This window comes from Stenotrophomonas sp. (assembly GCF_032099025.1).
Taxonomy (GTDB): Bacteria; Pseudomonadota; Gammaproteobacteria; order Xanthomonadales; family Xanthomonadaceae; genus Stenotrophomonas.
Genome location: NZ_DAMCID010000016.1, coordinates 1 through 24216, shown reverse-complemented (window position 1 = coordinate 24216; position 24216 = coordinate 1). Strand labels below are relative to the sequence as shown.

Below are 24216 nucleotides of genomic sequence, written 5' to 3'. Positions count from 1 at the left end.
CACCCCCCGCACCGGTTTACAGGCTCAGTGTCGCACCGGACCGTGGCCTGTTGGCCAGTACCGATCGTCCATCTTTCGGCTTGTACTGACACCGCGGATACCCCGAACACGACGAAAACTCCCCATACGGCCCGCTCCGTTGCACGATCACCCCGCCATCGCAGGCGGGGCAGGCCTGCTCGCGGATCGGCTCGCCGTTGACCGTGCTGATGCTGACCGCGCCGTCATGGACCAGTTCGTTGAGGAACGAAGACCGCTTGCCCTGCACGGTGAACATCGCCACCGAACGCCGCGCCCGCGTCAGCGCCACATAGAACAGGCGGCGCTCCTCGCCGAGCGGGTAGCTGTCGGCGTGCGGCATGGCCAGCCCCAGCACCGGGTCATCGGCGCGTGCGCTCGGGAAGCTGCGCTCCAGCATCGCCGGCAGGATGACGATGTCGGCCTCGGCGCCCTTCGAGCGGTGCGCGGTATGGAAGGACAGCTCCAGGTGGGCGCCGAATCGTGACGCCCAATGCGCCGGCAGGAAGGTGCGGTCGGCGTTGTAGCGGCCGAGGATGAACACCGACAGCCGCCCGTTCCGGCCCGCCGGAATCGCACCGCTCTGCAGCTGTTGCTGCAGCCGCTGCAGGTACTGGTAAACCGCATCCTGCAGCCGGTCGCGCGTGGCAACCTGGAAGGCCTGCAGTACCGGGCCGTGGGCCGGGGTGGCCGAGCGCACCTGCTTGGCGATCTGGGCAGGGTTCCTCGACACGAACCGGCTGGAGGCGTCGCACAATGCCTGCGGGCAGCGGAAAGTCTGCTCCATGTGCATGACCTGTGCGGGGCCGAAGGTGTCCTCGAAGCCCGTCATCACGCTCACATCGGCGCCGGCGAACCGGTTGATCGACTGCCAGTCATCGCCCACCGCGAACAGGTGGCAGCCCGGCGCCTGCACCAGCGCCCGGCACAGCCGCGCGCGGGCGCGTGAGGCGTCCTGGAATTCGTCGGCCATCACCAACCGGTAGGGCGATGCGTAACGACCCTCCTCAAGGTACGCCGCGGCTTGGTTGAGCATGTCCTCGAAATCGATGGCGTCCTCGGCGGCCAGCGCGTCGTCCCACGCGTGCAGGATCGGCGTGGCCAGTTCCAGGAACAGGCGGTAGCGATGCTTGAAGCGGTCCTCGGGCAGCTGCCGCAGGCGCTCGGCCATGTCGGCCACGCCCAGTCCGTTGCTCTTGGCGTGGCTGATGAAGGTGCGCACCAGGCCGATCAGCTCGCTGTCCGGCATCGGCGTAGCACCGCCGTCGGGAAGTTCACGGTCCGGGTTGGGGTCCAGCGCAAGCCCGTGGCGGCTCAGCGCATCGCCCAAGGCGTCGAACAGCGCCCCGCTGCGCAGCTGCTGCGAGTGGGTTTCAATGCAGGTGGCACTGCCATCGCGGGGGTGGGCGTTGCCATCTTCGTCCGTGTCCAGCCGGTGCGTGTGGTACAGCGCGGTGCCGGGATAGAAGAAGTCCGGGGGCGCCTGGCGAAGCGTGTCGGTGGCCGTATCCAGCGTGGGGTGCGGCTCGTAGGTGTAGTCCACGCCGTTGTAGAACAGCCAGTCAGCAATGACGCACTCCTCGATGTTGCGCACGCGCTCGCCCCGCAGCGTGCGCACGTAGCGGTTGCCCTCGGTATCCCAGCCGTCCGCGACGGGCGCTTCGCCCTGCAGCGGCAGGTCGCGACCGAACACCAGCCGGAACAGGTCCCACTGCGTGCGGAAGTGCAGGGAGCGATCCTTCAGCCGGTCGATGATGTCGGCCAGCTGGTGGAAGCCCTGTGCGGCATCCACGGCCCAGCCCGGCACCTCGGGCATGCGTCCGCTGACCTTGCCGATGATCTGCCGCCCCAATGCATGGAACGTGCGCGCCTGAACGCCCTCGGCATCCATGCCCAGCCGCTGGAAGGCGGCGTCGGTGCGCTGCTGCAGCTCGGTGGCGGCCTCCTTGTTGAAGGCCAGCATGACGATCTGGTCGGCGGCCACCAGTCCGCGGTCGATCGCGTAGGCGGCCTTGGCCACCATGGTGGAGGTCTTGCCCGATCCCGCCGCGGCGACCACCAGCATGCGGCTGTCGAAACAGATCACCGCGCGCGCCTGCTCCGCGGTCAGCGGCTGGCGTTCAACCTGGTCCAGCAGGTCGCCGGCGTCGCTGCGCTCGCGCTGCAGGTGGGCCTCGTTGCGCGCCGTCCACAGCGCGGGCCAGTCGCCACACCAGCGCAGCAGGTCTTCTTCAATCGCCGAGTCGTTGCCATCCAGCTGCGGGCGCAGTGCCGGATCGTCGAATACCGCCCACAGCGCCTCGTCATCCAAGGGCAGGGCGGGGCGCTGCTGCTGCAGCGTCCGAAGCTGCTCCTGGGTGAGCCAGCGCCGCTGGGCATCGGCACGCGCCAGCAGCGCGTCGGCGTGGACCAGCCAGTCGCGGATCTGCCCAAGGGCGTCATTGGCGTCGGCCAGGCGACGGTCCTGTTGCCGTGCGTGCACGCTGGTGGACCAGAGCGCGTGCAGGCCGGCGGCCTGCTCATTCGGAAGGCCGCCCAGCCGGAGGTCACCGTCTTCGGTGGCGAAATGCAGCGTGCTCCACACCGGACCGCGCTGTACCCGCCACGCGGATGACGCACCGGTGGCCAGTGTGTAGACCCGTGCATCCACGGTCAGCTCAAAGCGGTCATCAACCCGGCGCAGCCGCCAGTCCGGCGAGCGCGAGAGGCGCAGGCCCCATGGGGAAGGGGACCAGTTGTGCGTCATCACTACATCCAGAAAAGCGGGCGGGTCGCCGATGCAGGGCGTGCATCGGGAAAGCAATCATCGCGTCATGATAGGAAAAACCAAACGAAAAAACCCCGCCGCAGCGGGGTCTCTTCAGGGTGTGGCTATTCGTACCGCTCAGCGATCGCAGGCCACCGCGTCATGGGTGCGCGACTGCCGCTCCACCAGCACCGCCACGCCCCACAGCAGCAGGCCGCCCACCGCGGTGGCCGCGCCCACATAACCGGTCACGGCCGGGCTGAAGCCGGCGCCGATGGCCATGCCGCCGAACCACGGGCCCAGCGCGTTGGCCGTATTGAAGGCGGCGTGGTTGGAGGCGGCAGCCAGGGTCTGGGCCTCACCGGCCACGTCCATCAGGCGGGTCTGCAGCACGGCAGCCAGCGCGCCCATCGTGCCCACGGCAATGATCATCGGGAAGACGGTCCAGACCGAGGTGGCCGCCAGGGGGTAGGCCAGCAGCACCACGATCGACCACACCAGCACCAGCCCGGCGGCACGGAACTGGAAGCGGTCCACCAGCCAGCCACCGGCAACATTGCCGATGATCGCGCCGACACCGAAGATGCCCACGGCCACCGGCATCCACGACTCGGCCAGGCCGGTCACCTGCACCAGCGTCGGGGCAAGATAGGTGAACACACAGAACATGCCGGCGAAGCCGACCGAGCCGATCGCCAACGCCAGCCACACCTGCGGGCGGTTGAAGGCGCGCAGCTCGCGCATCGGCGAGGTGCGCACCTCGTCCGGGTCGGGCAGCAGGAAGCGCGCGATCATCACCACCGTGGCAATTGCCAGCACGCTGACCAAGGCAAATGCGGTGCGCCAGCTGAGCTGCTGGCCCAGCCAGGTGGTGAGCGGGTTGCCGACCAGGATTGCCACCGACAGGCCCAGCAGCACCTTGGACATTGCCGCGCCGCGCTGTGCGGGCGGGCTGATCGCAGCCGCCACCAGCATCGCCACGCCGAAGTAGGCGCCGTGCGGCAGGCCGGCGACGAAACGGGCGATGAGCATGGTCGCGTAGTCCGGTGCCAGCGCGCTGGCCAGGTTGCCCACGGCATAGAAGCCCATCAGGCCCAGCAGCAACGTCCGGCGGGCATAGCCGGCGCCGGCGAAGGCCAGCACCGGGGCACCCACCACCACGCCGATGGCGTAGGCACTGATGAGATGACCCACCTGGGTCTCGCTGATCGACAGCCCGCGGCTGATTTCCAGCATCAGCCCCATGCTGGCAAATTCGCTGGTGCCGATGGCAAAGCCGCCCAGCGACAACGCCAGAATGATCAGCGTCCGCTCGCGGGCAGACAACCGCGCGGCCAAGGGGAGGGTAGTGGTGGTCATGGGACGGCAGTGGGACGGAACGAGGCGAGCTATTGTACTGCTGCGGCGCACCATACGCCTGAAATCGTGGCCTTCGCCACTGGAATGCTGTGGTCCGGCGTGCGCGGCTGCAACTCGATTGACCCGCCATCCGGCGCCATTTCACGTTGGTTTCACGCGGTCTTCACGGCGCGCCGCAGCGCTCACCGCAGGCTTGAGCGTCTTTCTGCAGGCGAGGCGAGCGGATGCAGCTGACCCCGAATATCAGTCTCGAGGAGCTCACCGCGACCTCGACCGGTCTGGCCAACGCGCCCACTCGCCGCGAGCGTGCCGCGTTGCTCGCATTGGCCACGCACATCCTGCAGCCGTTACGCGATGCGGTAGGGAAACCGGTGTACATCACCTCGGCGTTTCGTTCGGCGGCGGTCAACCGCGCGGTCGGCGGTGTGCCCGGCAGCCAGCATCGATCCGGCCAGGCCGCCGACATCCACGTCGATGGCATGACCTCCATGGCGCTGGCGCGGCGGATCGTGGCGCTCGGGCTGCCGTTCGATCAGTTGATCGAAGAGTTCGGGCAATGGGTCCACGTGTCCTACGGCGCGCAACATCGACGCCAGCAGTTGACCGCGGTGCGACGCAACGGAAGCACCCGCTACCTTGATGGCGTGGGGTGATCTGTTGAACGCGATCCCGTTCCATTGTCCCGCCACGCGCAACATTGTCGCGAATACACCTGTATCTACATGCGTATTGTCGGTAATTTCTGATTGGCATCGCGCTCAACGTGCATTAGCATGCCGCCATTGGCGTCGATCCGGGGAGCATGCGTGATGGTCGAGTACCCTCATGTGTTGCGGGTCGACGGCAGATTTCAGGTGGTGGCACTGACATATTCGCCGGTCTACAGTCCGGCCGATGTGTTCGGCTATGCCGTTTTCACCTCTGACGGAACACGCGTGACCGATGTAGTGTCGCTGGACCAGGCGCACAAGCAATGGTTGCTGCTGCTCGAAGAGGAGAAGGTGGTCAGTCTGGAAGATGAGACGACAGAAACGCGCTCGACGCCACGCAGGCGTCGGCGCTAGCCGTAGCGCCTTGGGGCGCGTCATGGAGGATTGGGTTTGTCCACGCAGAAGATTGTTGTCACCGCTGTCGTCGTGCTGTTGACCGCGCTTGTCGGCTACTGCCTCGCCGGGTATCTCACCTTGCTGTTCCTGCGCCTGGACACCGGGCTGTTCACCTGGAGCACCTATTACCAGTACATCCAGGCGATGGACCAGCCTGCGGTGGCGCCGTACCTGACCAAGATCAAGGCGGCTGGCGCGGTGGGCTTCGGCCTGCCGGCGCTGCTGTGCCTGGTCGTTCTGTTCCTCATGTTCAAGCCCAAGAAGAAGTCGCTGCACGGTGATGCGCGCTTCGCGGCGGCCTCGGACCTGGCCAAGCATGGGCTGTTCAAGAAGTCCGACAACGGCATCGTGGTGGGCAGCTTCGGCGGCAAGCTGGTGCGGCTCAGTGGCCAGCAGTTCGTGATCCTGGCCGCGCCGACCCGCTCGGGCAAGGGCGTGGGCGTGGTCATTCCGAACCTGCTGGAGTACGGCGAGTCGGTGGTGGTGCTGGACATCAAGCAGGAAAACTTCGACCTCACCAGTGGCTGGCGCGCCGGCCAGGGCCATGAGGTGTTCCTGTTCAACCCGTTCGCCGAAGATCGCCGCACCCATCGCTGGAATCCGCTCAGCTACGTGTCCGACGACCAGGCGTTCCGTGTCTCGGAACTGATGAGCATCGCCGCGATGCTGTACCCGGATGGGTCCGATGACCAGAAGTTCTGGATCAGCCAGGCCCGCAACGCCTTCATGGCGTTCTCGCTGTACCTGTTCGAGAACTGGGACGATGAGCGCCGGATGGGCTTCCCGTCCGGGCAGGGCACGCCGACGCTGGGCGCCATCTTCCGCTTGTCCACCGGCGACGGCAGCGATCTCAAGAAGTACCTCAAGGCGCTGTCGGAGCAGAAGTTCCTGAGCAGCAATGCGCGCTCGGCGTTCGCCAACATGCTGTCGCAGGCCGATGAGACCTTCGCCTCGATCATGGGCACGTTCAAGGAACCGCTCAACGCCTGGATCAACCCGGTGCTGGACAAGGCCACCAGTGCCAACGACTTCCTGCTCACCGACCTGCGCAAGAAGAAGATGACCATCTACATCGGCATCCAGCCCAACAAGCTGGCCGAGAGTCGCCTGATCATCAACCTGTTCTTCAGCCAGATCATCAACCTCAACACCAAGGAACTGCCCAAGTCCAATCCGGACCTGAAGTACCAGTGCCTGCTGTTGATGGACGAATTCACCGCGATCGGCAAGGTCGACATCATCGCCTCGGCCGTATCCTACATGGCCGGCTACAACGTGCGCCTGCTGCCGATCATCCAGAGCATGGCCCAGCTCGATGCCACCTACGGCAAGGACGTATCGCGCACCATCATCACCAATCACGCCCTGCAGATCCTGTACGCGCCGCGCGAACAGCAGGATGCCAACGACTATTCGGAAATGCTCGGCTACACCACCGTGCGCAAGAAGAACGTCACCCATGCGCGTGAGAAGACCCACAGCTTCACCGAGGAGCGCCGCGCGCTGATGCTGCCGCAGGAGCTCAAGGCCATGGGCAACGATCACGAGGTGTTCCTGTACGAAGGCATTCCGCATCCGGTCAAGTGCGACAAGATCAAGTACTACCAGGACCGTTATTTCACGTCGCGTCTGCTGCCGAAGACCGCCGTGCCGATGTTGGATTTGTAGTCATCACATGTGAAAACGTGTGACGTGTGTCTCGAAAAATGGATGTGAAGGTTAAAAATTTGTCATGCTTGACGTTGATTTGACGCGAAGTTGTGGCATCGTATTTGTGATGGACGTTCCATACGTCATGAATTTGTTGTTGAGGACAGTGCTGGAAGACATGCACTGAAGTACTACCAAGAGGAACATGGATGGCTTTTCTCGGGTTGAGGGGTGAAGGCGCAGGGGCCGGACACGCGTTCGGGGCGTTTTCACACCAGACGGGGCGGGGGCCCGGTTGCACCACTGAAAGGTGTTGCAGCTTGCATCCAACGTTGGTTCGTCGCGCCTGACAGCAGGCCGCGACGGGTCGATGTGTTGCCGTTATTTCCGGGCTAAAAGCCGCTATTCCGTACGTCATAGGGAAGTCCGTATGAAGCAAGCGTTTCTATCTAAGGGTTGCACTGTTGCCATCGTCGCTGTTGCCGTGCTGATGGCCGGTTGCGCAACCAAGCCCGCGCCGGATTTCGGCGGCCGCTGGAAGCCGGTGAATCGTTTCGCCAGCACCACCATGGAAATTCCCCTGTACAGCAGCTACGTGTACCAGGCATCTCCCATGGACGGCACGTTGAAGACCATGCTCGAGCGTTGGGCCAAGGATTCGGGGATGACCCTGGATTACCGCCTGACCTCGGACTACACGCTGTATGGCGCGGTCGCCAACATCACCACCACCAATCCGCAGCAGGCGGTCATCGATCTCACCTCCGCGTATGCGGGGCAGGGTGTGTCGATCTCCATCGTCGGCAACCAGATCGTGGTCCAGTCCGCTTCCGCCTCTACCGCCTCGGCCGGCAGCGCCGACGCGGCCAGCGGAAGCTGAGCCGGTAGGGATCAGGCAACCGCGATGTTCCCCACGCCTGGCGTTGGGGTGTCGTGCCCATTGATATTCCAGCAGTACGGATGAATTCCATGTTCCGAAAGAAGGACGCAGGCAACAGCCCGAAAGTGGACCAGGCCGTCTCCAAGGCGGTGAGCTACGAGATCACCGTGGCCGACCTGGCACGCCGCAGCGAGCGCCGTGCATGGTGGGTGGCGGGGTCGTCGCTGGTGATGTCGCTTGCCTTGGCCGGCGGCTACTACTACATGCTGCCGCTGAAGGAGAAGGTGCCGTTCCTGGTGATGGCCGATGCCTACAGCGGCACCGCGACCGTGGCCAAGCTGACGGGCAACTTTGAAGGGCAGACCATCACCGCCAGTGATGCGATCAACCGCAGCAACGTGGCGCAGTACGTCATGGCGCGCGAGTCGTACGACTTCGCGGTGATGGGCCTGCGCGACTGGCAGCTGGTGCACGTGATGTCCAGCAAGCCGGTCAGCGATGCGGTGCGCGCCCGTTATGCGGGCAACAACCCGCAGAGCCCGATCCTGCTGTACGGCAAGGAACGCGCCATCCGGGTGAAGATCCTCAGCATCACCCCGCTCGAAGCCCAGCCCAATGGCGGCTTCCGTGGCGCGTCGGTGCGCATCCAGCGCAGCATCTACGACAAGATCAAGAGCACCACCAACTACCTGGACAACCAGCTGGTGACCCTGCGCTTCCGTTACGACGGCAAGCTGGCATTGTCCGAGCAGGAACGCATCCTCAACCCGCTGGGCATGGAAGTATTCGAGTACCGCGTGGATAACGATTATTCCCGCGGTATTCCGGGTCCGGACGACGCCGCGCTGCAGCAGCAGGGCGAGCAGGTCCAGCAGGCGGCGTATGACGCTGCCCAGGCCGCCGCCGCCGCGCCCGCGATCGACCCGGTCACCGGCCAGCCGGTCGCCGTGCCGCCGCAGGGCTATCCGCAGCAGCCGGCGCAGGGGCAGCCGTACCCGGGCCAGCAGGTGCCGCAGGGCGCGTATCCGGCCCAGCCGGGCCAGGGACAACAGATGCAGGGGCAACCGGCCATGAGGCCGGCTCAGGGAATTTCCACCGGAACTGCTGATGGAGCAAGCAACCGATGAGTAGTCGAAAGGTAAAAGGAGGAGCATTGGCCGTCGTGTCGATGCTGTCGTTGATGTTCTCCGCAGGTGCGTCTGCACAGGCAGTGGATCACTACGAATACGAGCAGGACCGCATCTATCCCGTGCGCACCGGCCTGGGTCTGACCACCCAGATCGAGCTGAGCCCGAACGAGAAGATCCTGGACTACAGCACCGGCTTCAGCAGCGGCTGGGAGCTGACGCGTCGCGAGAACGTGTTCTATCTCAAGCCGAAGAACGTCGACGTCGACACCAACATGATGGTGCGCACCGAAACGCATTCGTACATCTTCGAACTGAAGGTGGTGGCGACCGACTGGCGCCAGCTGGAACAGGCCCGTCGCGCAGGCGTGCAGTACAAGATCGCCTTCAGCTATCCCAGCGACACCGAATTCGGTACCGCCCAGGCGGCGGTGCAGGAAGAAGCCAAGCCGTTGCTCAGCACCGAGCTGGCCAAGGATCGCCAGTACAACTTTGACTACTCGTACTCGACCCGTCGCGCCAAGAAGATGGGCTGGTTGATTCCGGTCAATGTCTACGACGACAGCCGCTTTACCTACGTCAAGCTGCCGAACTCACCCGAGTACAAGACCGGCATTTTCCCCGCCGTGTTTGGCCGGGATGAAGAGTATGGTGAGGAATACGTGGTCAACACCACCGTGGAAGGCAATACCCTCATCGTCCATGGGACCTACCCGTACCTGGTGGTCCGCCACGGCGAGAACGTTGTCGGCCTGCGAAGGAACGTGAAGAAATGAGCCAGCACAACACTCCGGGCAACGACCCGAACGACATTCGAGACGACGGACAGCGCGAGTACGGCGCCGGCCAGGGGGGCGTAGATCCCTCCAATCCGTACTTTGGCAACGCACAGGCTTCGCAGGCACCGGATCTGGATGCCGGCGCGCCGCAGCTGCGCTCGGCCGAAGAGCAGCGCCTGAACCGAAAGGCCCTTGCGTTCATGGGTGGCATCCTGGTGCTGCTGATCGGCATGGGCTTCCTGCTGTTCCGCAAGGGCACCGAGGAGGAGCCGGTCAAGAAGGCTGAAACCACGCGTGCGTCGGCTCCCGAGATGCCGCGCCTGGGGCCGGATTCGGTCGGTGGCGTGCCGCCGCTGCCGTCCGATGCCCAGCCGATTCCGATGCTGCCGCCGCTGCCGGAGAACGACAGCCGCGAGGCCCGCATGGCGGCGATGATGCCGCCGCCGCAGGAACGCGAGATCGACCGTGGCCCGACCCTGATGGATCGTCGTACGGGCGGTGGCCCGGGCGTGGGCCAGGGTGATGGCACGGAAGGCGCAGGTGCGAACGACGACTACAGCAAGATGATGATGGCCGCCATCCAGGCCAGCAACGGCGGCCAGCCGGCCGCGCCGGAACGCGTGCGCCGCGGTCCGGATGTGGATGATGTGTCCAATGCATCGTTCATCCGTTCGCCGGATGCGCTGCTGGTGCGCGGCACCTACCTGCGCTGCATCCTGGAAACCCGCATCATCAGCGACTTCGCCGGCTACACCTCGTGCCTGCTGACCGAACCGGTGTACTCCATCAACGGTCGTACGCTGCTGCTGCCCAAGGGTTCCAAGATCTATGGTTCCTACGGCGGTGGCCCGGTCGGTGATCGCGTCGAAGTGATCTGGGACCGCGTCACCACCCCGAACGGCATCGACGTGGCCATGTCCAGCCCGGGTATCGACGGTCTGGGCGGCGCCGGCATGCCGGGTCAGTACTCCGCGCATTGGGGCAGCCGCGTCGCGTCTGCATTGATGATCAGCCTGCTGGCGGACGCCTTCAAGTACGCCGCTGCCGAACACGGCCCGGAAAGCACGACCATCACCGGCAGCGGCTTGGCGGTGCAGTCCCCGTATGAAAGCGCCACCGCCCGTCAGATGGAACGCTTGGCCGGTGAGGCGCTGGCACAGCGTCGTCCGCCGACGGTGACCATCAACCAGGGTACCCGTATCAACGTATATGTCGCCAAGGATGTCGACTTCAGCCAAGTGCTGGGAAGCCGGTAACGAAGTGACCTGACCATGGATGCAGAAGTGGCCCCCATCGCCCAAGTCTCCAGTGATTTCCTGCGCTATCAGTACGAAGTGCTGGGAATTGCCGAGTACATGAGCTCGCCGGACGTGACGGAAATCTGTATCAACCGTCCCGGCGAGCTGTACCTGGAAACCCGGGCGGGGTGGGAGCGCGTGGACGTGCCGGGCCTGACCTTCGAGCGGGCCCGGCAGTTCTGCACGGCCGTGGTGAATGAAAGCAACACCGGTCAGCGTATTACCGACGCTGACCCGGTGGTGTCGCTCACCTTCCCGACCGGGCAGCGCGCCCAGTTCGTGATCCCGCCGGCCTGCGATGCGGGCAAGGTGTCGATCACGATCCGTCTGCCGTCCAAGCACACCAAGACGCTGAGCCAGTACCACGAAGACGGTTTCTTCAACCAGATCCTGGAGCAGGACGGCAGCCTCAGCGAGCAGGACCGCGAGCTGATCGAGCTGCGTGCCTCCCGCGAGTACGCCGAGTTCTTCCGGCGTGCGGTGAAGTACCGCAAGAACATCGTGGTGTCCGGCGCCACCGGTAGCGGCAAGACCACCTTCATGAAGGCCTTGGTCAACCACATTCCGGACGGCGAACGCCTGGTCACCATCGAGGATGCCCGCGAGCTGTTCCTGTCGCAGCCCAACGTGGTGCACCTGCTGTATTCCAAGGGCGGGCAGAGCACCAGCAACGTGACCGCCAAGAGCTGCATGGAGGCGTGCCTGCGCATGAAGCCCGAACGCATCATCCTCGCCGAGCTGCGCGGCGATGAGGCGTTCTACTTCATCCGCAACTGCGCCTCCGGCCACCCGGGTTCGATCACCAGCTGCCACGCCGGCAGCCCGGAGCAGACCTGGGACCAGCTGGCGCTGATGGTGAAGGCATCCACCGAAGGCTCCGGCCTGGAGTTCGACGTCATCAAGCGCCTGCTGATGATGACCATCGACATCGTGGTCCACATCAAGGCGCATGCCGGCTCGCGCTACATCACCGGTATCGACTTCAATCCCGGCCGTGCACAGGGAGGGCAGCACTGATGCTTCCAGGACTGGAAATGCTGGCCTGCCAGGACATGGCGGTGCCCATGGACATCATGCAGCACGTGATCAACGTGGAGTCCTCGCGCAACCCCTACGCCATCGGCGTGGTGGGCGGTGCGCTGGCGCGCCAGCCCAAGCAGCTGGATGAAGCCATCGCCACCGTGCGCATGCTGGAAGAGAAGGGCTACAACTTCTCCGTCGGCCTTGCCCAGGTCAACCGCTACAACCTGCCCAAATACGGCCTGGACTCGTACGAGAAGGCCTTCCGCCAGTGCGACAACCTGGTGGCCGGTTCGCGCATCCTGGCCGAGTGCTACAAGCGCTCGGGCGGCGATTGGGGCAAGTCGTTCAGCTGCTACTACTCGGGCAACTTCACTACCGGTTTCCGCCACGGGTACGTGCAGAAGATCTACGACTCCATCCAGCGCAGCCAGCGCGTGGCCGCGGCCGATGGCGTCGGCCCGATCAACGTGCTGCCGCGCAGCGCACGGCGCGAAGTGAAGGTCGAGCACCATCCGCAGTTCGAGTCGGCCGCGCAGAGCCGTGTGATCGCCCAGGGCGCTGCCGTCGCACAGGCGCTCGCGGACGACCCGGCACGCGCCTATGTCGTCTACCCGTCGACCTCGGCCATGGCCCGCGGCAGCCTGGTCAATCTGGCCGACCAGGCGTTGTCACGCGTGGTGCTGGGCGCGGTGGATCGCAACATGACCCAGGCGCCGGCCGCGCCGCAGCGGGTGCAGATGCAGGCACCGGCTGTGTCGCCGCAGCTCGGTGCCGCACCTGAAGCCCCCGTCATGCTCCGGCCGTGGAGCGAGCGCAATGCGCCCGTTCCGACGGCATCGTCAACCCCGCAATACAACCCGCCGGTTCCCATGCCGGCGGCACCACCGGTTCCCGCAGGGGATGCAGCCTTCGTCTTTTGACGCGGGCGCGGCACGGTCAAGCCCCCGATTGGCCACTCAGTAATGCAAGCCCATCAACAAGGATATCCACCCATGAAGCGATTCAATCTCGATCTCGTCAACGCCCAGCGCACCCTCAAGACCGTGCTGATGGCCACCGCGTTCGTCGGCGCCATGTTCGTTCCGCAGGCCTTCGCCCAGGATTTCGGTGGCACCGACGAGAAGGTGTGCGGCTTCTTCGACAGCATCAACGGTCTGCTGAGCATCGCCTCGATCGCCGTGGTGACCATCGCGGTCATCTTCGCCGGTTACCAGATCGCCTTCGCGCACAAGCGCATTGCCGACGTGGCGCCGATCCTGATCGGTGGCCTGCTGATCGGTGCGGCCGGCCAGATCGCCAGCATGCTGCTGGGTGACAGCTCGGACAACAGCGCCTGCAGCGCGATGCTGACCAACACCCTGCAGTACTACAGTGCATAAGAACGTCGTTTTTCGCGGCTGCACACGCCCAGCGATGTTCATGGGCGTTCCCTACGTGCCGTTCTTTTTCGTCGTCGGTGGCCTGTTCCTGCTGAGTGTCTATACGAACTTCTGGTACCTGGCCAGCATTCCGGTGGCTGTGTTCGTGATGCGACACATGGCCAAGCGCGACGAAATGATCTTCCGGTTGATGGGCCTTCGGCTGCAGTTCAAGTTGAAGGTGCGCAACGTCCAGGATCATGACGGCATGTGGGTGTTCAGCCCGAATCACTACCGCACCAAACCGGCACCCAAGGATTGAGGTGCCGGAATGGCCCTGGCAGCACCTGCCCGGGCCATTCCGACTTACCGAAGACCCCTCATCGGAATCAGCAGCATGTTCAGCCCAGATACCTCCATTGCCGAATTCATCCCGCTGTCGTCGCACGTGTCCACCAACGTGGTCAAGACGACCGGCGGCGACTACCTGTTGACCTGGCATCTGGAGGGTCTGCCGTTCGTGGGCCGCGAGGAGTGGGAGCTTGAGCACAAGCACAACACCTTCAACCGCCTGCTGCAGACGCTGCGTGCGCCGGACTTCGTCAACGTGGCGTTCTGGGCCCACGACATCCGCCGCCGCCGCACCCTGAAGGGCAAGAGCACGTTCAAGCAGAAGTTCAACCAGGACGTGTCCGATCAGTACATGGGCATGCTCTCCTCGCAGCGCATCATGCAGAACGAGCTGTACCTGACCATGCTGTACCGCCCGGTCGTGACCGGTAAGCGCTTCGTGGAAAAGTCGGCCGACGTCAGCAAGCTGCAGGCCGAGCAGACCCAGGCCATCGAGAAGCTGATGGAGCTGGCCGGCAACGTCGAAGCGGTGATCCGCGACTACGCGCCGTACCGTCTGGGCATGTACGAGGCCAAGAATGGCATCGTGTTCTCCGAGACCCTGGAGTTCTTCGGGTACCTGATCAACCGCATCGATGAGCCGGTGCCGGTGTTGTCGGCCCCGATCAAGGACTTCCTGCCGGTCAGCAAGCACATGTTCTCGGCCAAGACCGGCGATTTCGTGATCGCTACGCCCAATGGTGTCAACCATTTCGGCGCGATCCTCAATATCAAGGAGTTTGCCGAGGGGACTTACCCGGGCATTCTCAATGGCCTGAAGTACCTGGACTTCGAGTACGTCGTCACGCATTCCTTCAGCCCCATGGGCCGCCAGGACGCGCTGAAGGTGCTCGACCGTACCAAGGGCATGATGATCTCCTCCGGCGACAAGGCCGTGAGCCAGATCATCGAGCTGGACCAGGCCATGGACCAGCTGTCGTCCGGCAACTTCGTGCTGGGCGAGTACCATTACACGCTGGCCGTGTACGGCGACAGCCAGGCCAAGCTCTCCCAGAACGTGGCGAGCACCCGCGCCGAGCTGTCCAATGCCGGCTTCGTGTCGGTGAAGGAAGACCTCGCCGTCACCTCGGCGTTCTACGCACAGCTGCCGGGCAACTGGCGCTACCGTACCCGCCTGGCGAACCTGAGCTCGCTGAACTTCCTGGGCCTGTCGCCGCTGCACAACTTCGCCACCGGCAAGCAGCACAACAATCCGTGGGGTGACTGCGTTACCACGCTGCAGACCACCAACGGCCAGCCGTACTACTTCAACTTCCACGCCACCCACCCGTCGGAGAATTCGCTGGGTGAGAAGGCCATCGCCAACACCATGGTGATTGGTAAGTCCGGTACCGGTAAGACCGCGCTGATCAACTTCCTGCTCAGCCAGGTGCAGAAGTACGACCCGTCGCCCACGATCTTCTTCTTCGACAAGGATCGCGGCGCGGAGATCTTCGTGCGTGCCTGCGGCGGCAACTACCTGGCACTGGAGAACGGTTCGGCCACTGGCTTCAACCCGTTCCAGTGCGAGAACAATGAAGCCAATGTGCAGTTCCTGGCCGACCTGATCAAGGTGCTGGCCGGCAAGAAGGAATACAGCGCCCGCGAGGAAGAGGACATCTACCGCGGCGTGGAGAGCATGCTCGACACCCCGATGCACCTGCGCAGCATGACCAACTTCCAGAAGAGCCTGCCCAACATGGGCGATGACGGCCTGTACGCGCGCATGCGCCGCTGGACGTCGGGCAACTCGCTGGGCTGGGTGTTCGACAACCCGGTCGATACCATCGACCTGAGCAAGGCCAACATCATCGGGTTCGATTACACCGACATCATCGACAACCCCGAAGTGCGCGTGCCGGTGATCAACTACCTGCTGCACAAGCTGGAATCGCTGATCGACGGTCGTCCGCTGATCTACGTGATGGACGAATTCTGGAAAATCCTGGACGGCGAGGGTGGCCTGAAGGAATTCGCCAAGAACAAGCAGAAGACCATCCGTAAGCAGAACGGCCTGGGCATCTTCGCCACGCAGAGCCCGGAAGATGCGCTGAAGAGCGACATCTCCGCCGCCCTGATCGAGCAGACCGCCACGCTGATCCTGCTGCCGAACCCGAACGCCAGCAAGTCGGACTACATGGACGGCCTGAAGCTGACGGAAGCCGAGTTCCGCGTGGTCACCGCACTGGACGAACGCTCGCGCTGCTTCCTGGTCAAGCAGGGCCACGCATCGAGCGTGTGCCAGCTCAACCTGCGTGGCATGGACGACATTCTGTCGGTCATCTCGGCGTCCACCGACAACATCGACATCATGCACCGGGTGCTGCAGACCGCATCGGCCCGGGCGCGCACGCCGGTCAGTGAGCTGACCCCGGAGCAGTGGCTGGAAGAGTTCTACAAGAATCGCAAAGGATCGGGCAAGCCGTCAGCGGCCAGCTCGGACGCGGCCTGACGTAAGGATACGGATCATGAGCAACATGACATTGGAGGGTGCAATGAACATCTCGACCAACAACACGACCAAGGCTCGTCCCGCCAAGCGCATGCGACTGCGCGCAGGCGTGCTGAGCATCGCCTTGCTGCTGGGAACGCAGAATGCGTACGCGGGCATGCCGGTCATCGACATCACCTCGATCATCGGCGATATCCGCTCGTGGATCTCCGACACCACCACCTATGCCAAGGAAGCGGTGCGTTGGAACCAGATCAAGCAGCAGATCGATGAAGTGCGTGCGATTTTTGACGCGTTCAACTATCTGATCGGCCTGCCGGACGGTGCGCCGCTCAAGAAGGTGCCCGACAAATATCTGGTTGAAGAGACTTGCGGTAAGAAGGCCTTGGGCTTTGACCTCAAAACCGTGTTTACGCTTACCGGCATCAGCGCCGGCGACATTGCATCGCAGCAGGCCCAGATCTGCGTAAATATCCGAATGATGCAGAACAAGAAGTACAACGACTCAATCGATTTCCTTGAAAAGACTGTCAAGGAAGCACAGGAGCAGATGTACAAGAATTTCATGAGTCGCATCGGCAGCAACAAGACCGGTGCGGTGCAAGCCGCCGACAGCGACACGCTGCGCCTTGGCAATGAGCTGACGATGATGGCCCAGCAGTGGGGTACCCGCATGCAGGCGTATGACGCCTATATTGCGGGCCAGGAACAGAACCAGAATGTGCTGGCCAGGGCCGCCCTCAAGGGCAACCCGAAGAACAAGCTGCTGGGGGACCTTGTGCAGACGGTCGCTCTTAAGGGCGCTCTCAGCGTTGATTGAGCGGCATGAGTCCGGCGGCTATTTGGCGGGCCGGGCCCTGGAAAGTGGGAACACCAAAGGACTATGGAAATGAAGCTCGAATCGATCGCAAATCTTGACATCTCGGGAGGCCTGCAGGACCTGCTTGGGTACGCCACGCGTATCCAGTCGATCGGCGACTTCGTATTCTTCCGGTTGATCCTCAACTACCTGGAAGATCGCATCAACAAGTTCGGCATCGAGATGCTGAACAACATGATGACCTGGGTAGGCGGCATCGCCCTGGTGCTGATGACGCTGTGGGTCCTGATCCAGGGCTACCGCATCATCACCGGCCAGAGCCGGGATTCCATGATGGCGCTGGTCACCAACATGGCGCGCGCGGCGCTCATCGTCAGCGTCGCTACCAGCATGGCCATCTTCGGCACCAGCATCCAGGACTTCCTCACGAAGGACGTCAAGGGTGTGATCTCAACCGTTGTCACCGGCAAGAATGACCCGCCGGAGAAGCAGATTGACCAGGCGCTGGGCTGGATGCAGGTCGCGCTGTCGAGCGTTGACGCCATCAAGGTGGTCGACGATCCCAGCATCAGCAATGACAAGACGCAGGCACAGCTTTTCATTGGCCTTGGCACCGGCGGCCCGGCCGTAGTGGCTGGCTCGATGCTGCTGCTCTACCAGATTGCCATGGCGCTGTTTGTCGGCTTCGGCCCATTGTTCATCCTGTGTCTGCTGTTCGACCAGACCAAGCAGCTGTTCCAGAAGTGGCTGTTCTACGGCATCGGCACGATGTTCTCGATGGCCGTTCTGGCGGCGATGGTCTCCATCGCACTGGACATGGTCATCCGCGTATCGGTCGCCTTCTGGGCCCGCGCGGCGTTCGAACAGTTCCTGCTGGATGGCGGTTCTTCAGACGGCATCACCAGCCAGGCCATGCAGCAGGGCGGCATGGGGTTGATCCTTACAACGCTGATTCTGACTGCACCCCCAATGGCCGCGTTCTTCTTCCAGGGAACGCTGGGCAACTTCATGGCATTCTCCCAGATAGGCGGTGCCGGAGCGGGTCAGCCGGGTCCGCAGGGCCAGCCGCCGGGTTCGTATACGCCGCCGCAAAGTACCAACGCCAATACCTCGAATGATGCTGGGTCGATCGCAAATAACCAACATGTGATGCCACGTAACTTTGGCACGTCGTCCGGAATCGCCCAGCAGGACACCGGAAGGAAAGGCGCAGCACTAACCTGATAACAAGTGATCCAAGATGAAGCGATTGGAAGGTAAGATCATGTTGAGACTGGCTCTCCTTGCGTTCATGAGCTCTGCTTCGTTCTGGGTGCATGCCGAGGGATCTTGCCCGCCGGGTCAGTATCCGATCGGCGGTCAAGGTGTGCAGGGTTGCGCGCCGATTCCAGGTGCGGGCGGTAGTCAGAGCTCTGGGTCCCCCAGGCCGACTGGGAAGTGGGAGACGCGTTGGGGCGCCATTGCTGAAGACACTTCAAACATGTCTACTGGCACTGCAGTTTCTTATAAGTCCAAACGAGCTGCGGTCTCTGCTGCACTCGATGATTGCAAGCGCGTGGGAGGGAAGTCGTGCAAGCTACGGATTGCTTACTACAATCAATGCGTTGCAATGGCCGATCCTACCGTTGAGTTCAGGCAAAGGAGCCCGCAGGGCTCGATAGGGCAGACGATGGCAAGTGCAGCGGAGACGCTTGAGCTTGCCAAGGCAAATGCCATGAAGCGCTGCGAAGATTTTGGTTCCGGTCAAGAGTGCAGCGTTGTCTATTCGGCTTGCAGCATGTCCGAATTCAAAGCGTTCTAGCGCCGCAATAGCACGAGTATTCAGAGGGAGGTTCAGAAGTGAGCCTCCCTTTCTCGGTTTTCTCTCCATGTCGGAAAGGATGTTGCGGGTTCGACACCGCGGCCTGACATCCGAGCTCAACGACCTTTCCCGGATCGAGGCGCGCGCATTGGGGGTATGTCGCTCACATGTCTGCGACATACGGCCGGCAGCGCGCAGCACCCGCAGGCTTGACGCGGTTTGGGGCGGGGGCGAGACTCTTGCAAAATCCAATTGTGTGGCGGTTCGGCTGTTGCCCGGATAAGAAACGCCATGCCGTTTTCCGAGTTCAAGTCGTGCGGATTGCCGCAGTTATGCATCGTTGACACCACCGCGTTTCCAAGGAGGGACACATGAGAGTTGCATTACTTGTTCTGCTGGGCGTTGCATCATTCTGGGCAAGAGCGGAGGGCGGATGTCCGCCCGGCCAGTACCCGATCGGTGGACAGGGCGTGCAGGGTTGCGCTCCTATCCCCGGCGCGGGTGGCTGGCAGCAGAGTCCTGGCAACGCCAGCTACCTGTCCCAGATGGAAGATGCGGCTGCAACCGCCATCGCGGCCGCCGCCCGCGCCGCCAACAAGGTGAAGATCCGCGAGGACGCTACGCGCGACTGGTGGGGTGTCATCGTGGTCAGCACCGAGGAAGGCATTTGGAATGCGGCACTGAATGCAAAGACGGCTAACGACGCCGCCATGGACGCAATGACCCAGTGCAAGGGCACCTGCACGCCGGTGCTGTCATTTGCGAACTCGTGCATGGCACCTGCGTATAGCAGCGAAGGCGGCATGTACTGGAGCCCAGGCGAGTCCCGCGAGAAGGCAGGGGCCGGCGCGGTCGCGGCCTGCAGTGCGAAAGGCGGCACTCGCTGCGAGAGCCCACCCAAAGAGGCATTCTGCTCTGGCTGGAAGTACGCCTACAGCGGCCGTGAACGCTTTTCCCATCGCCTGTTGTTGGAGGCCAGTGGTGACGTAGCGGGTCCCAAGTTCGTCGAATTTCCGGGTGCGAAGGAGTACATCGCGAAGCCGCTGGCGCGGCGCGGGGCTGTCACCGCCATGGAGCGTGCCAAGCCGAAGACGCAGGACGGCTCCACGCCGGAAGTGTCCAATGAGGATGCGGAGGCAGGGCCGGAGGGAATGACGCGCGTGGCCAAGCCGTGGTTCGCCATCGCTACCAGCAGTAGCACCGCTGCCTTTGCGGCGAAGGTTGCTCCCTCCGAACAGGACGCCAAGGAGACCGCTGTCAGCGCCTGTGGGGCGGATTGCAGCGTACTCGTCGCAGCGCCGCATGGCGAATGCATTGCGGTCATCAGGGCGCCACAGCCGGGCGGGCGCGTCGCAAGCTTCGGAGGGCGGGGCGATACGACGGCGGCGGCGGAAGATGTCGCGTCGACCGCCTGCAGGGCAGTTAAAGCAGCGTCCTGTCCAGTCGTGCTCAGCCAGTGCATGAAGTAGGGCGGCGGGTATTGGCTACGGGCTCCGGTCGGCTTGACGTCGGCAGTAGCCGGGGTAGCGCGCGTCGAGAAAGATAGGGTGTGCCACTCAATGGGCGTCGCCAGCTGCAATGTCACCTATTTCGCGTGCAGCATGTCGGGCGTTCAATGCCTTGCAGTAGCGACATGATTCAGATCTGGGAGAGGAGGTTCAGCAATGAGCCTCTTTTTTCTGTGGGTGCGCTCTGAGCCGGTTCCCTGCGTCAACCGTGCGCATTTTCCGCGCGAGTCGCGTTGGAAGCGACGTCTTTGCGCTTTGTCGGTTGCGTGCGTGCGCGCGCGGCGCAAGGAACTTCCGCCGTCAACCCGGAACTCAAATCCATCTTGTCGCGCGCAGCGTCGATCCAGGAGCGCAGGATCCAATACGCCCGCGATACCGATATCGCTCTGCCTCTTGGGGGGCTTCGGTAAGGTTGGCGCACTGGCACCCTGCGACGCATTGGTAGTGCGCGCCAACTGATCCGGCAGGATCTACAGAAACAATCGAATTCCCTTTCTTGTTCCGGTCCTGCACGGTGCCGGTCGAACTGAGAGGGGGAGATTGTGATGAATAGTGATCAAGGGACATGCAGGACTGGAAGCAGCCGCGGACGCCTGCGCGTGCTGGCCGCCATGATGTCCGTGCTGACGATAGTGGTGCCGCAGACCGCTGCAGCCGGCGCGCCGGTGATCGACATCACCTCGATCGTGGGTGACATACAGAAGTTCTTCAACGACGCCATGGTGTATGCGAAGGAGGCAAAGCGGTGGGAGCAGGTCAAGGCGCAGATCGATGAAGCTCGCGCGATCTTCGACCCACTCAGGTTCGGCATGGGCCTGCCGGAAGGAGCGAAGATCCAGAAGGTGGCGCCGGATTACCTGGTAAAGGAGGTGTGTGGGAAGAAGGCGGTCGGCCTCGGCATGGAGACTGTCTTCTCGGTGCTCAAGTTCGACGACAGGTATGCGCTCGCAGGGCAGCAGCGGCAGATTTGCGTCAACATCCAGATGATGGAGAACCGGAAGTTCAACGAGACGGTCATGTTCCTCGAGGATACGATGGAGCAGGCGGAGGACACCCTGCGACAGATATTCGAGGCGCGCGTGGACGGTGGAAATACGACGGGCGGCGTCCAAGCCACCCAAAGCGACACTGCCCGCCTCACCAACGAGCTCAACGTTCTTTCCCAGCAGTGGGGCACCCGCATGCAGGGGTATGACGCCTACATTTCTGCGATGTACGCCCGGCAGCGCGTTCTGGCCAGGGTGGCCTTCAGGGGAGATCCGAGCGCAACGGCGGCGTCCGATGTCGTTCAGACCCTTGCGCTGAAGAAAGCGCTGGAGATTGACTGAGTGCCATGACGCCGGTGCGCTGCCTGCACCTCACGTTGGCCTCGCGTCCGGCAGGAGATCAATAGTTCATGGCAAGACAATCAGGTGCGATGGTTGGCGCCGCGCTAGTGGCGTTGCTGGTGGTGACTCCGGCGTGTGGCCGCACGGAGACGGCGATGGACGGGAAGACGGCGACGGCTGAAGAGGACGTGGCGAACCGAGGGCGTGGTCTTGCGAAGCTCAACCCGACCCCGAAGGGCGTGCCATGCAGGCGTTATGCGGCCTCATGTGACGGAACGAAGTCACGCTGTGCGGTGCAACAATAATCGCGCCGCTGCCGCTCTCGGCCTTGCATCAGTCGCTATCCGCCCCTGATTGCCATCTTGGGTGTTCAAAGTTGTGATCTAATTCAAATATTCCCGGCTTTGTCGCGACGCGGATTTCACGACTGGTGTAGGGTGTCGCCGTTGGGAATGCGGCGATGGTTGGAAGGGCGCTCAAAGGGGGCTTTGAGTGCAATCAGGGGTCTCCACGGTTTCAGGTGTGCGGTTGCCGGGCTCGGCGAACGTCACCCCATGGCCCATGGCATCGCTGCGGTCCATGTCATTCCACTCCAGCTTCAAGGACGAAATATGCGAAATGCTTCGCTTTACTCCCGGCACCTGAGTGCCCGCTGTTCCACCTCGCTGTTGCTGCTCCTGCCGTTTGCGATGGCTACCGCGCACGCCCAGTCCGTGGAGGACGCGGTTGACCCCGCGCCCGCGGTCATAGAGCAGGTAGCCGCGCCGGCATCCGATGCTGCATCGGCCCCGGTCGCCGTTCCGGCAGGGGAACCGGTGATGGAAGATCAGACGTCCGCTGATATGGCCGGCGATGTGCCCGCAGACGCTGTCATGGAAGCGGTCACTGAATCGCCTGAGGCCTCGCCGCCGGCGGTTGAGGCGGCTGCGGTGCCGACGCCGGCAGCAGAGCCTGCTGCCGCTGTTGCAGTACACGCTCCTGCCGCCGCGGCACCGGTCGCTGTGCCCGCTGCTTCGGTGGCGGCAGAGGCGCCTGCGGCCAGCGTTCCGGCACCTTCCGCGGTAGCAGTGGCAGACACGGCTGCTCCGGCTGAGGCGGTTACCGCGCCTGCACCTGATGCACCGCCGGTGCCGCGTCCGCTGGTCGTACCGAACCTGGTCAACGAGAACAACGCCATCGAGCGCCAGCTGGGCGCACGCTGTCCGAACGATCTGGCCGCGCGCCTGGCAACGCAGGACAACCTGCTGATCGGTGCGTGCCAGGGCACCCTGCCGGCCCACCTGGCCAACGTGCTGAAGGCCATTCCAGAACAGCAACTGCTGCTGCCGCGCGCCGTGCGCGAGCGTCAGGTCAGCCAGAAGGCGTGGTTCAAGGCGGTGCCGGGCTACGGCCTGCGGCCGGACTTCCTGGCCGTGCAGAACGGGATCTGGGTGCGTTCGTTCGAGGGCGCCGATGCGGCCACCACGGTCTATCTGGTCTCCGGCCCGTTCACCTGCGTTGACGGACGTCACCCCGAAAGCATCGCCGGCGAGACGATGCGCCTCTCCACCGGCAGCTGCCGCGAGGCACTTGTGCAGGAGCGCGTGTACCAGGTGACCGCGGGCGCGGCACCGCAGGACATCACCGCGCAGGTGATGCCGGCCCAGCCGCTGGTGTCCGATGGCGACCGCAAGCGCTACGGCGTGGAAGCGACGAGCGTGAAGCTGGACGCGGGCAAGCTGCAGTTTGGTCCGGCGTTGCGCTGGTATGCCGACGTAAGCGCCGAAGGCAAGGGCGAGCCGCGTACCTATGGCGAGTGGGGCCGCCTGCACCTGGGCTTCCTGGTGTGGAACGGCGAGCGCTTCGAGACGCGCGATACGGTGCCGCGCAGCCTATGGACTTGTGATCCGGTGGCGCCGGGCGATACGGCGTGCAGCGGCTATGCGGATGCGGGGCGTGACCCGTTCATCGTCAACAGCACGGCCGTGGCAGGGCAGAGCGCGACGCCGTAAGGCGGGGGTGTTCTGAATCAAAAAAGCGCCCTTCGGGGCGCTTTTTCGTTACGGGAGGGCGGCTGGAGATCAGTCAGCCGTGACCAGCGCAAAGCGTGGGCGCATGACGCCATCGGCCTCGACCTGTGCGACGAACATGTCGTAAGGCCGCACCCAGACGCCCAGGTCTGCATCGAGCGGGCGGTACAGCACCAGCGGCTCCAGCGTTTCGCTGTGGCGCACCACGCCCAGCACCTGGTAGTTGCCGCCCTTGAAGTGACGGTAGCGGCCGGGCGTCAACGGGGGCAGGGGAGCCAGATTGGACATGAGGGTCAGTTCCTGAGAGTGCCGCATTGTCGCACGGCCCCCCTCCGAGCACGGGTCTCAGGCGGTCATGCTGCGCGCGGCAGTCTGGGTCTCGGTCTGCTGCCGGTTCTGCTGTTCCAGCTGCTGGCTGGCGGCGCCGGCCTCCAGTTGGCGGCTGCTCTGCTCCAGCGGGGTGTTCATGGCCGCGACGGTGGCCACGGTGACGCGCAGGTGGGCAGGGTCGTCCACCTTGCCCTGCACGGCGAAGGTATGGGCCGCGTCGTTGCTCATCAGCAC

At 63.6% G+C, this 24216-nt stretch carries 21 protein-coding genes; 17 read left to right on the top strand and 4 right to left on the bottom strand.

Translation table 11 applies throughout. The features are described from left to right. Positions 1-16: 16 nt before the first annotated feature. On the bottom strand, positions 17-2764 hold the full coding sequence (locus tag RT456_RS12525; protein ID WP_313347136.1) for a UvrD-helicase domain-containing protein: 2748 nt from the start codon (positions 2762-2764) through the stop codon (positions 17-19). A gap of 138 nt (positions 2765-2902) precedes the next feature. Continuing rightward, on the bottom strand, positions 2903-4123 hold the full coding sequence (locus tag RT456_RS12520; RefSeq protein WP_313347133.1) for an MFS transporter: 1221 nt from the start codon (positions 4121-4123) through the stop codon (positions 2903-2905). Between the two features lie 224 nt (positions 4124-4347). Here RT456_RS12520 and RT456_RS12515 point away from each other — a divergent pair, with 224 nt between their 5' ends. The 17 genes from RT456_RS12515 (at position 4348) to RT456_RS12435 (ending at position 23634) form a co-directional block, all read left to right on the top strand. Continuing rightward, the gene (locus RT456_RS12515; protein WP_313347130.1) at positions 4348-4776 is read left to right on the top strand and encodes a D-Ala-D-Ala carboxypeptidase family metallohydrolase; all 429 of its coding nucleotides are present in this window, start codon (positions 4348-4350) and stop codon (positions 4774-4776) included. Positions 4777-4932: 156 nt separating this feature from the next. Then, the gene (locus tag RT456_RS12510) at positions 4933-5187 is read left to right on the top strand and encodes a hypothetical protein (RefSeq protein WP_313347127.1); all 255 of its coding nucleotides are present in this window, start codon (positions 4933-4935) and stop codon (positions 5185-5187) included. 36 nt (positions 5188-5223) lie between these two features. Continuing rightward, positions 5224-6897 carry a type IV secretory system conjugative DNA transfer family protein gene (locus RT456_RS12505; protein ID WP_313347124.1) on the top strand — a complete coding sequence of 558 codons (1674 nt, stop codon included), beginning with the start codon at positions 5224-5226 and terminating at the stop codon, positions 6895-6897. A 412-nt stretch (positions 6898-7309) separates the two neighbouring features. Next, entirely contained in the window at positions 7310-7759 is a 450-nt protein-coding gene (locus tag RT456_RS12500) for a hypothetical protein (protein WP_313347122.1), read from the top strand. Between the two features lie 89 nt (positions 7760-7848). Then, on the top strand, positions 7849-8886 hold the full coding sequence (locus tag RT456_RS12495) for a type IV secretion system protein (RefSeq protein WP_313347119.1): 1038 nt from the start codon (positions 7849-7851) through the stop codon (positions 8884-8886). After that, positions 8883-9662 (top strand): TrbG/VirB9 family P-type conjugative transfer protein, encoded by a 780-nt coding sequence (locus RT456_RS12490; protein ID WP_313347116.1) that lies wholly within the window; start codon positions 8883-8885, stop codon positions 9660-9662. Before RT456_RS12495 ends, RT456_RS12490 begins: the two co-directional genes overlap by 4 nt. Continuing rightward, positions 9659-10921 carry a TrbI/VirB10 family protein gene (locus RT456_RS12485; protein ID WP_313347113.1) on the top strand — a complete coding sequence of 421 codons (1263 nt, stop codon included), beginning with the start codon at positions 9659-9661 and terminating at the stop codon, positions 10919-10921. The genes RT456_RS12490 and RT456_RS12485 overlap by 4 nt, the downstream gene beginning before the upstream one ends. 15 nt (positions 10922-10936) lie before the next feature. Then, a complete protein-coding gene (gene virB11, locus RT456_RS12480) occupies positions 10937-11980 on the top strand; it encodes a P-type DNA transfer ATPase VirB11 (RefSeq protein ID WP_313347111.1) in 1044 nt (347 codons plus the stop codon). After that, complete coding sequence (locus tag RT456_RS12475; protein ID WP_313347108.1) at positions 11980-12906, top strand: lytic transglycosylase domain-containing protein; 927 nt, start codon at positions 11980-11982, stop codon at positions 12904-12906. Before virB11 ends, RT456_RS12475 begins: the two co-directional genes overlap by 1 nt. 72 nt (positions 12907-12978) lie before the next feature. Next, complete coding sequence (locus RT456_RS12470; RefSeq protein WP_313347105.1) at positions 12979-13365, top strand: TrbC/VirB2 family protein; 387 nt, start codon at positions 12979-12981, stop codon at positions 13363-13365. After that, positions 13358-13666: a VirB3 family type IV secretion system protein gene (locus RT456_RS12465; RefSeq protein WP_313347102.1), complete on the top strand. Its 309-nt coding sequence runs from the start codon at positions 13358-13360 to the stop codon at positions 13664-13666. The genes RT456_RS12470 and RT456_RS12465 overlap by 8 nt, the downstream gene beginning before the upstream one ends. A gap of 75 nt (positions 13667-13741) precedes the next feature. Continuing rightward, positions 13742-16186 (top strand): VirB4 family type IV secretion/conjugal transfer ATPase, encoded by a 2445-nt coding sequence (locus tag RT456_RS12460; protein WP_313347100.1) that lies wholly within the window; start codon positions 13742-13744, stop codon positions 16184-16186. Positions 16187-16202: 16 nt separating this feature from the next. Next, positions 16203-17006 carry a hypothetical protein gene (locus RT456_RS12455; RefSeq protein ID WP_313347098.1) on the top strand — a complete coding sequence of 268 codons (804 nt, stop codon included), beginning with the start codon at positions 16203-16205 and terminating at the stop codon, positions 17004-17006. A gap of 69 nt (positions 17007-17075) precedes the next feature. Further along, on the top strand, positions 17076-18230 hold the full coding sequence (locus RT456_RS12450; protein WP_313347096.1) for a type IV secretion system protein: 1155 nt from the start codon (positions 17076-17078) through the stop codon (positions 18228-18230). A gap of 948 nt (positions 18231-19178) precedes the next feature. Further along, a complete protein-coding gene (locus RT456_RS12445) occupies positions 19179-20276 on the top strand; it encodes a DUF4189 domain-containing protein (RefSeq protein WP_313347095.1) in 1098 nt (365 codons plus the stop codon). A 584-nt stretch (positions 20277-20860) separates the two neighbouring features. After that, a complete protein-coding gene (locus RT456_RS12440) occupies positions 20861-21643 on the top strand; it encodes a hypothetical protein (RefSeq protein ID WP_313347092.1) in 783 nt (260 codons plus the stop codon). Between the two features lie 1127 nt (positions 21644-22770). Next, complete coding sequence (locus RT456_RS12435) at positions 22771-23634, top strand: hypothetical protein (RefSeq protein WP_313347089.1); 864 nt, start codon at positions 22771-22773, stop codon at positions 23632-23634. 69 nt (positions 23635-23703) lie between these two features. On the opposite strand, the gene RT456_RS12430 is transcribed toward RT456_RS12435, so the two are convergent. After that, on the bottom strand, positions 23704-23940 hold the full coding sequence (locus tag RT456_RS12430; RefSeq protein ID WP_313347086.1) for a DUF1653 domain-containing protein: 237 nt from the start codon (positions 23938-23940) through the stop codon (positions 23704-23706). 57 nt (positions 23941-23997) lie between these two features. Further along, positions 23998-24216: XVIPCD domain-containing protein (locus tag RT456_RS12425; protein ID WP_345785092.1), on the bottom strand; the 219-nt coding region annotated here is incomplete at its 5' end.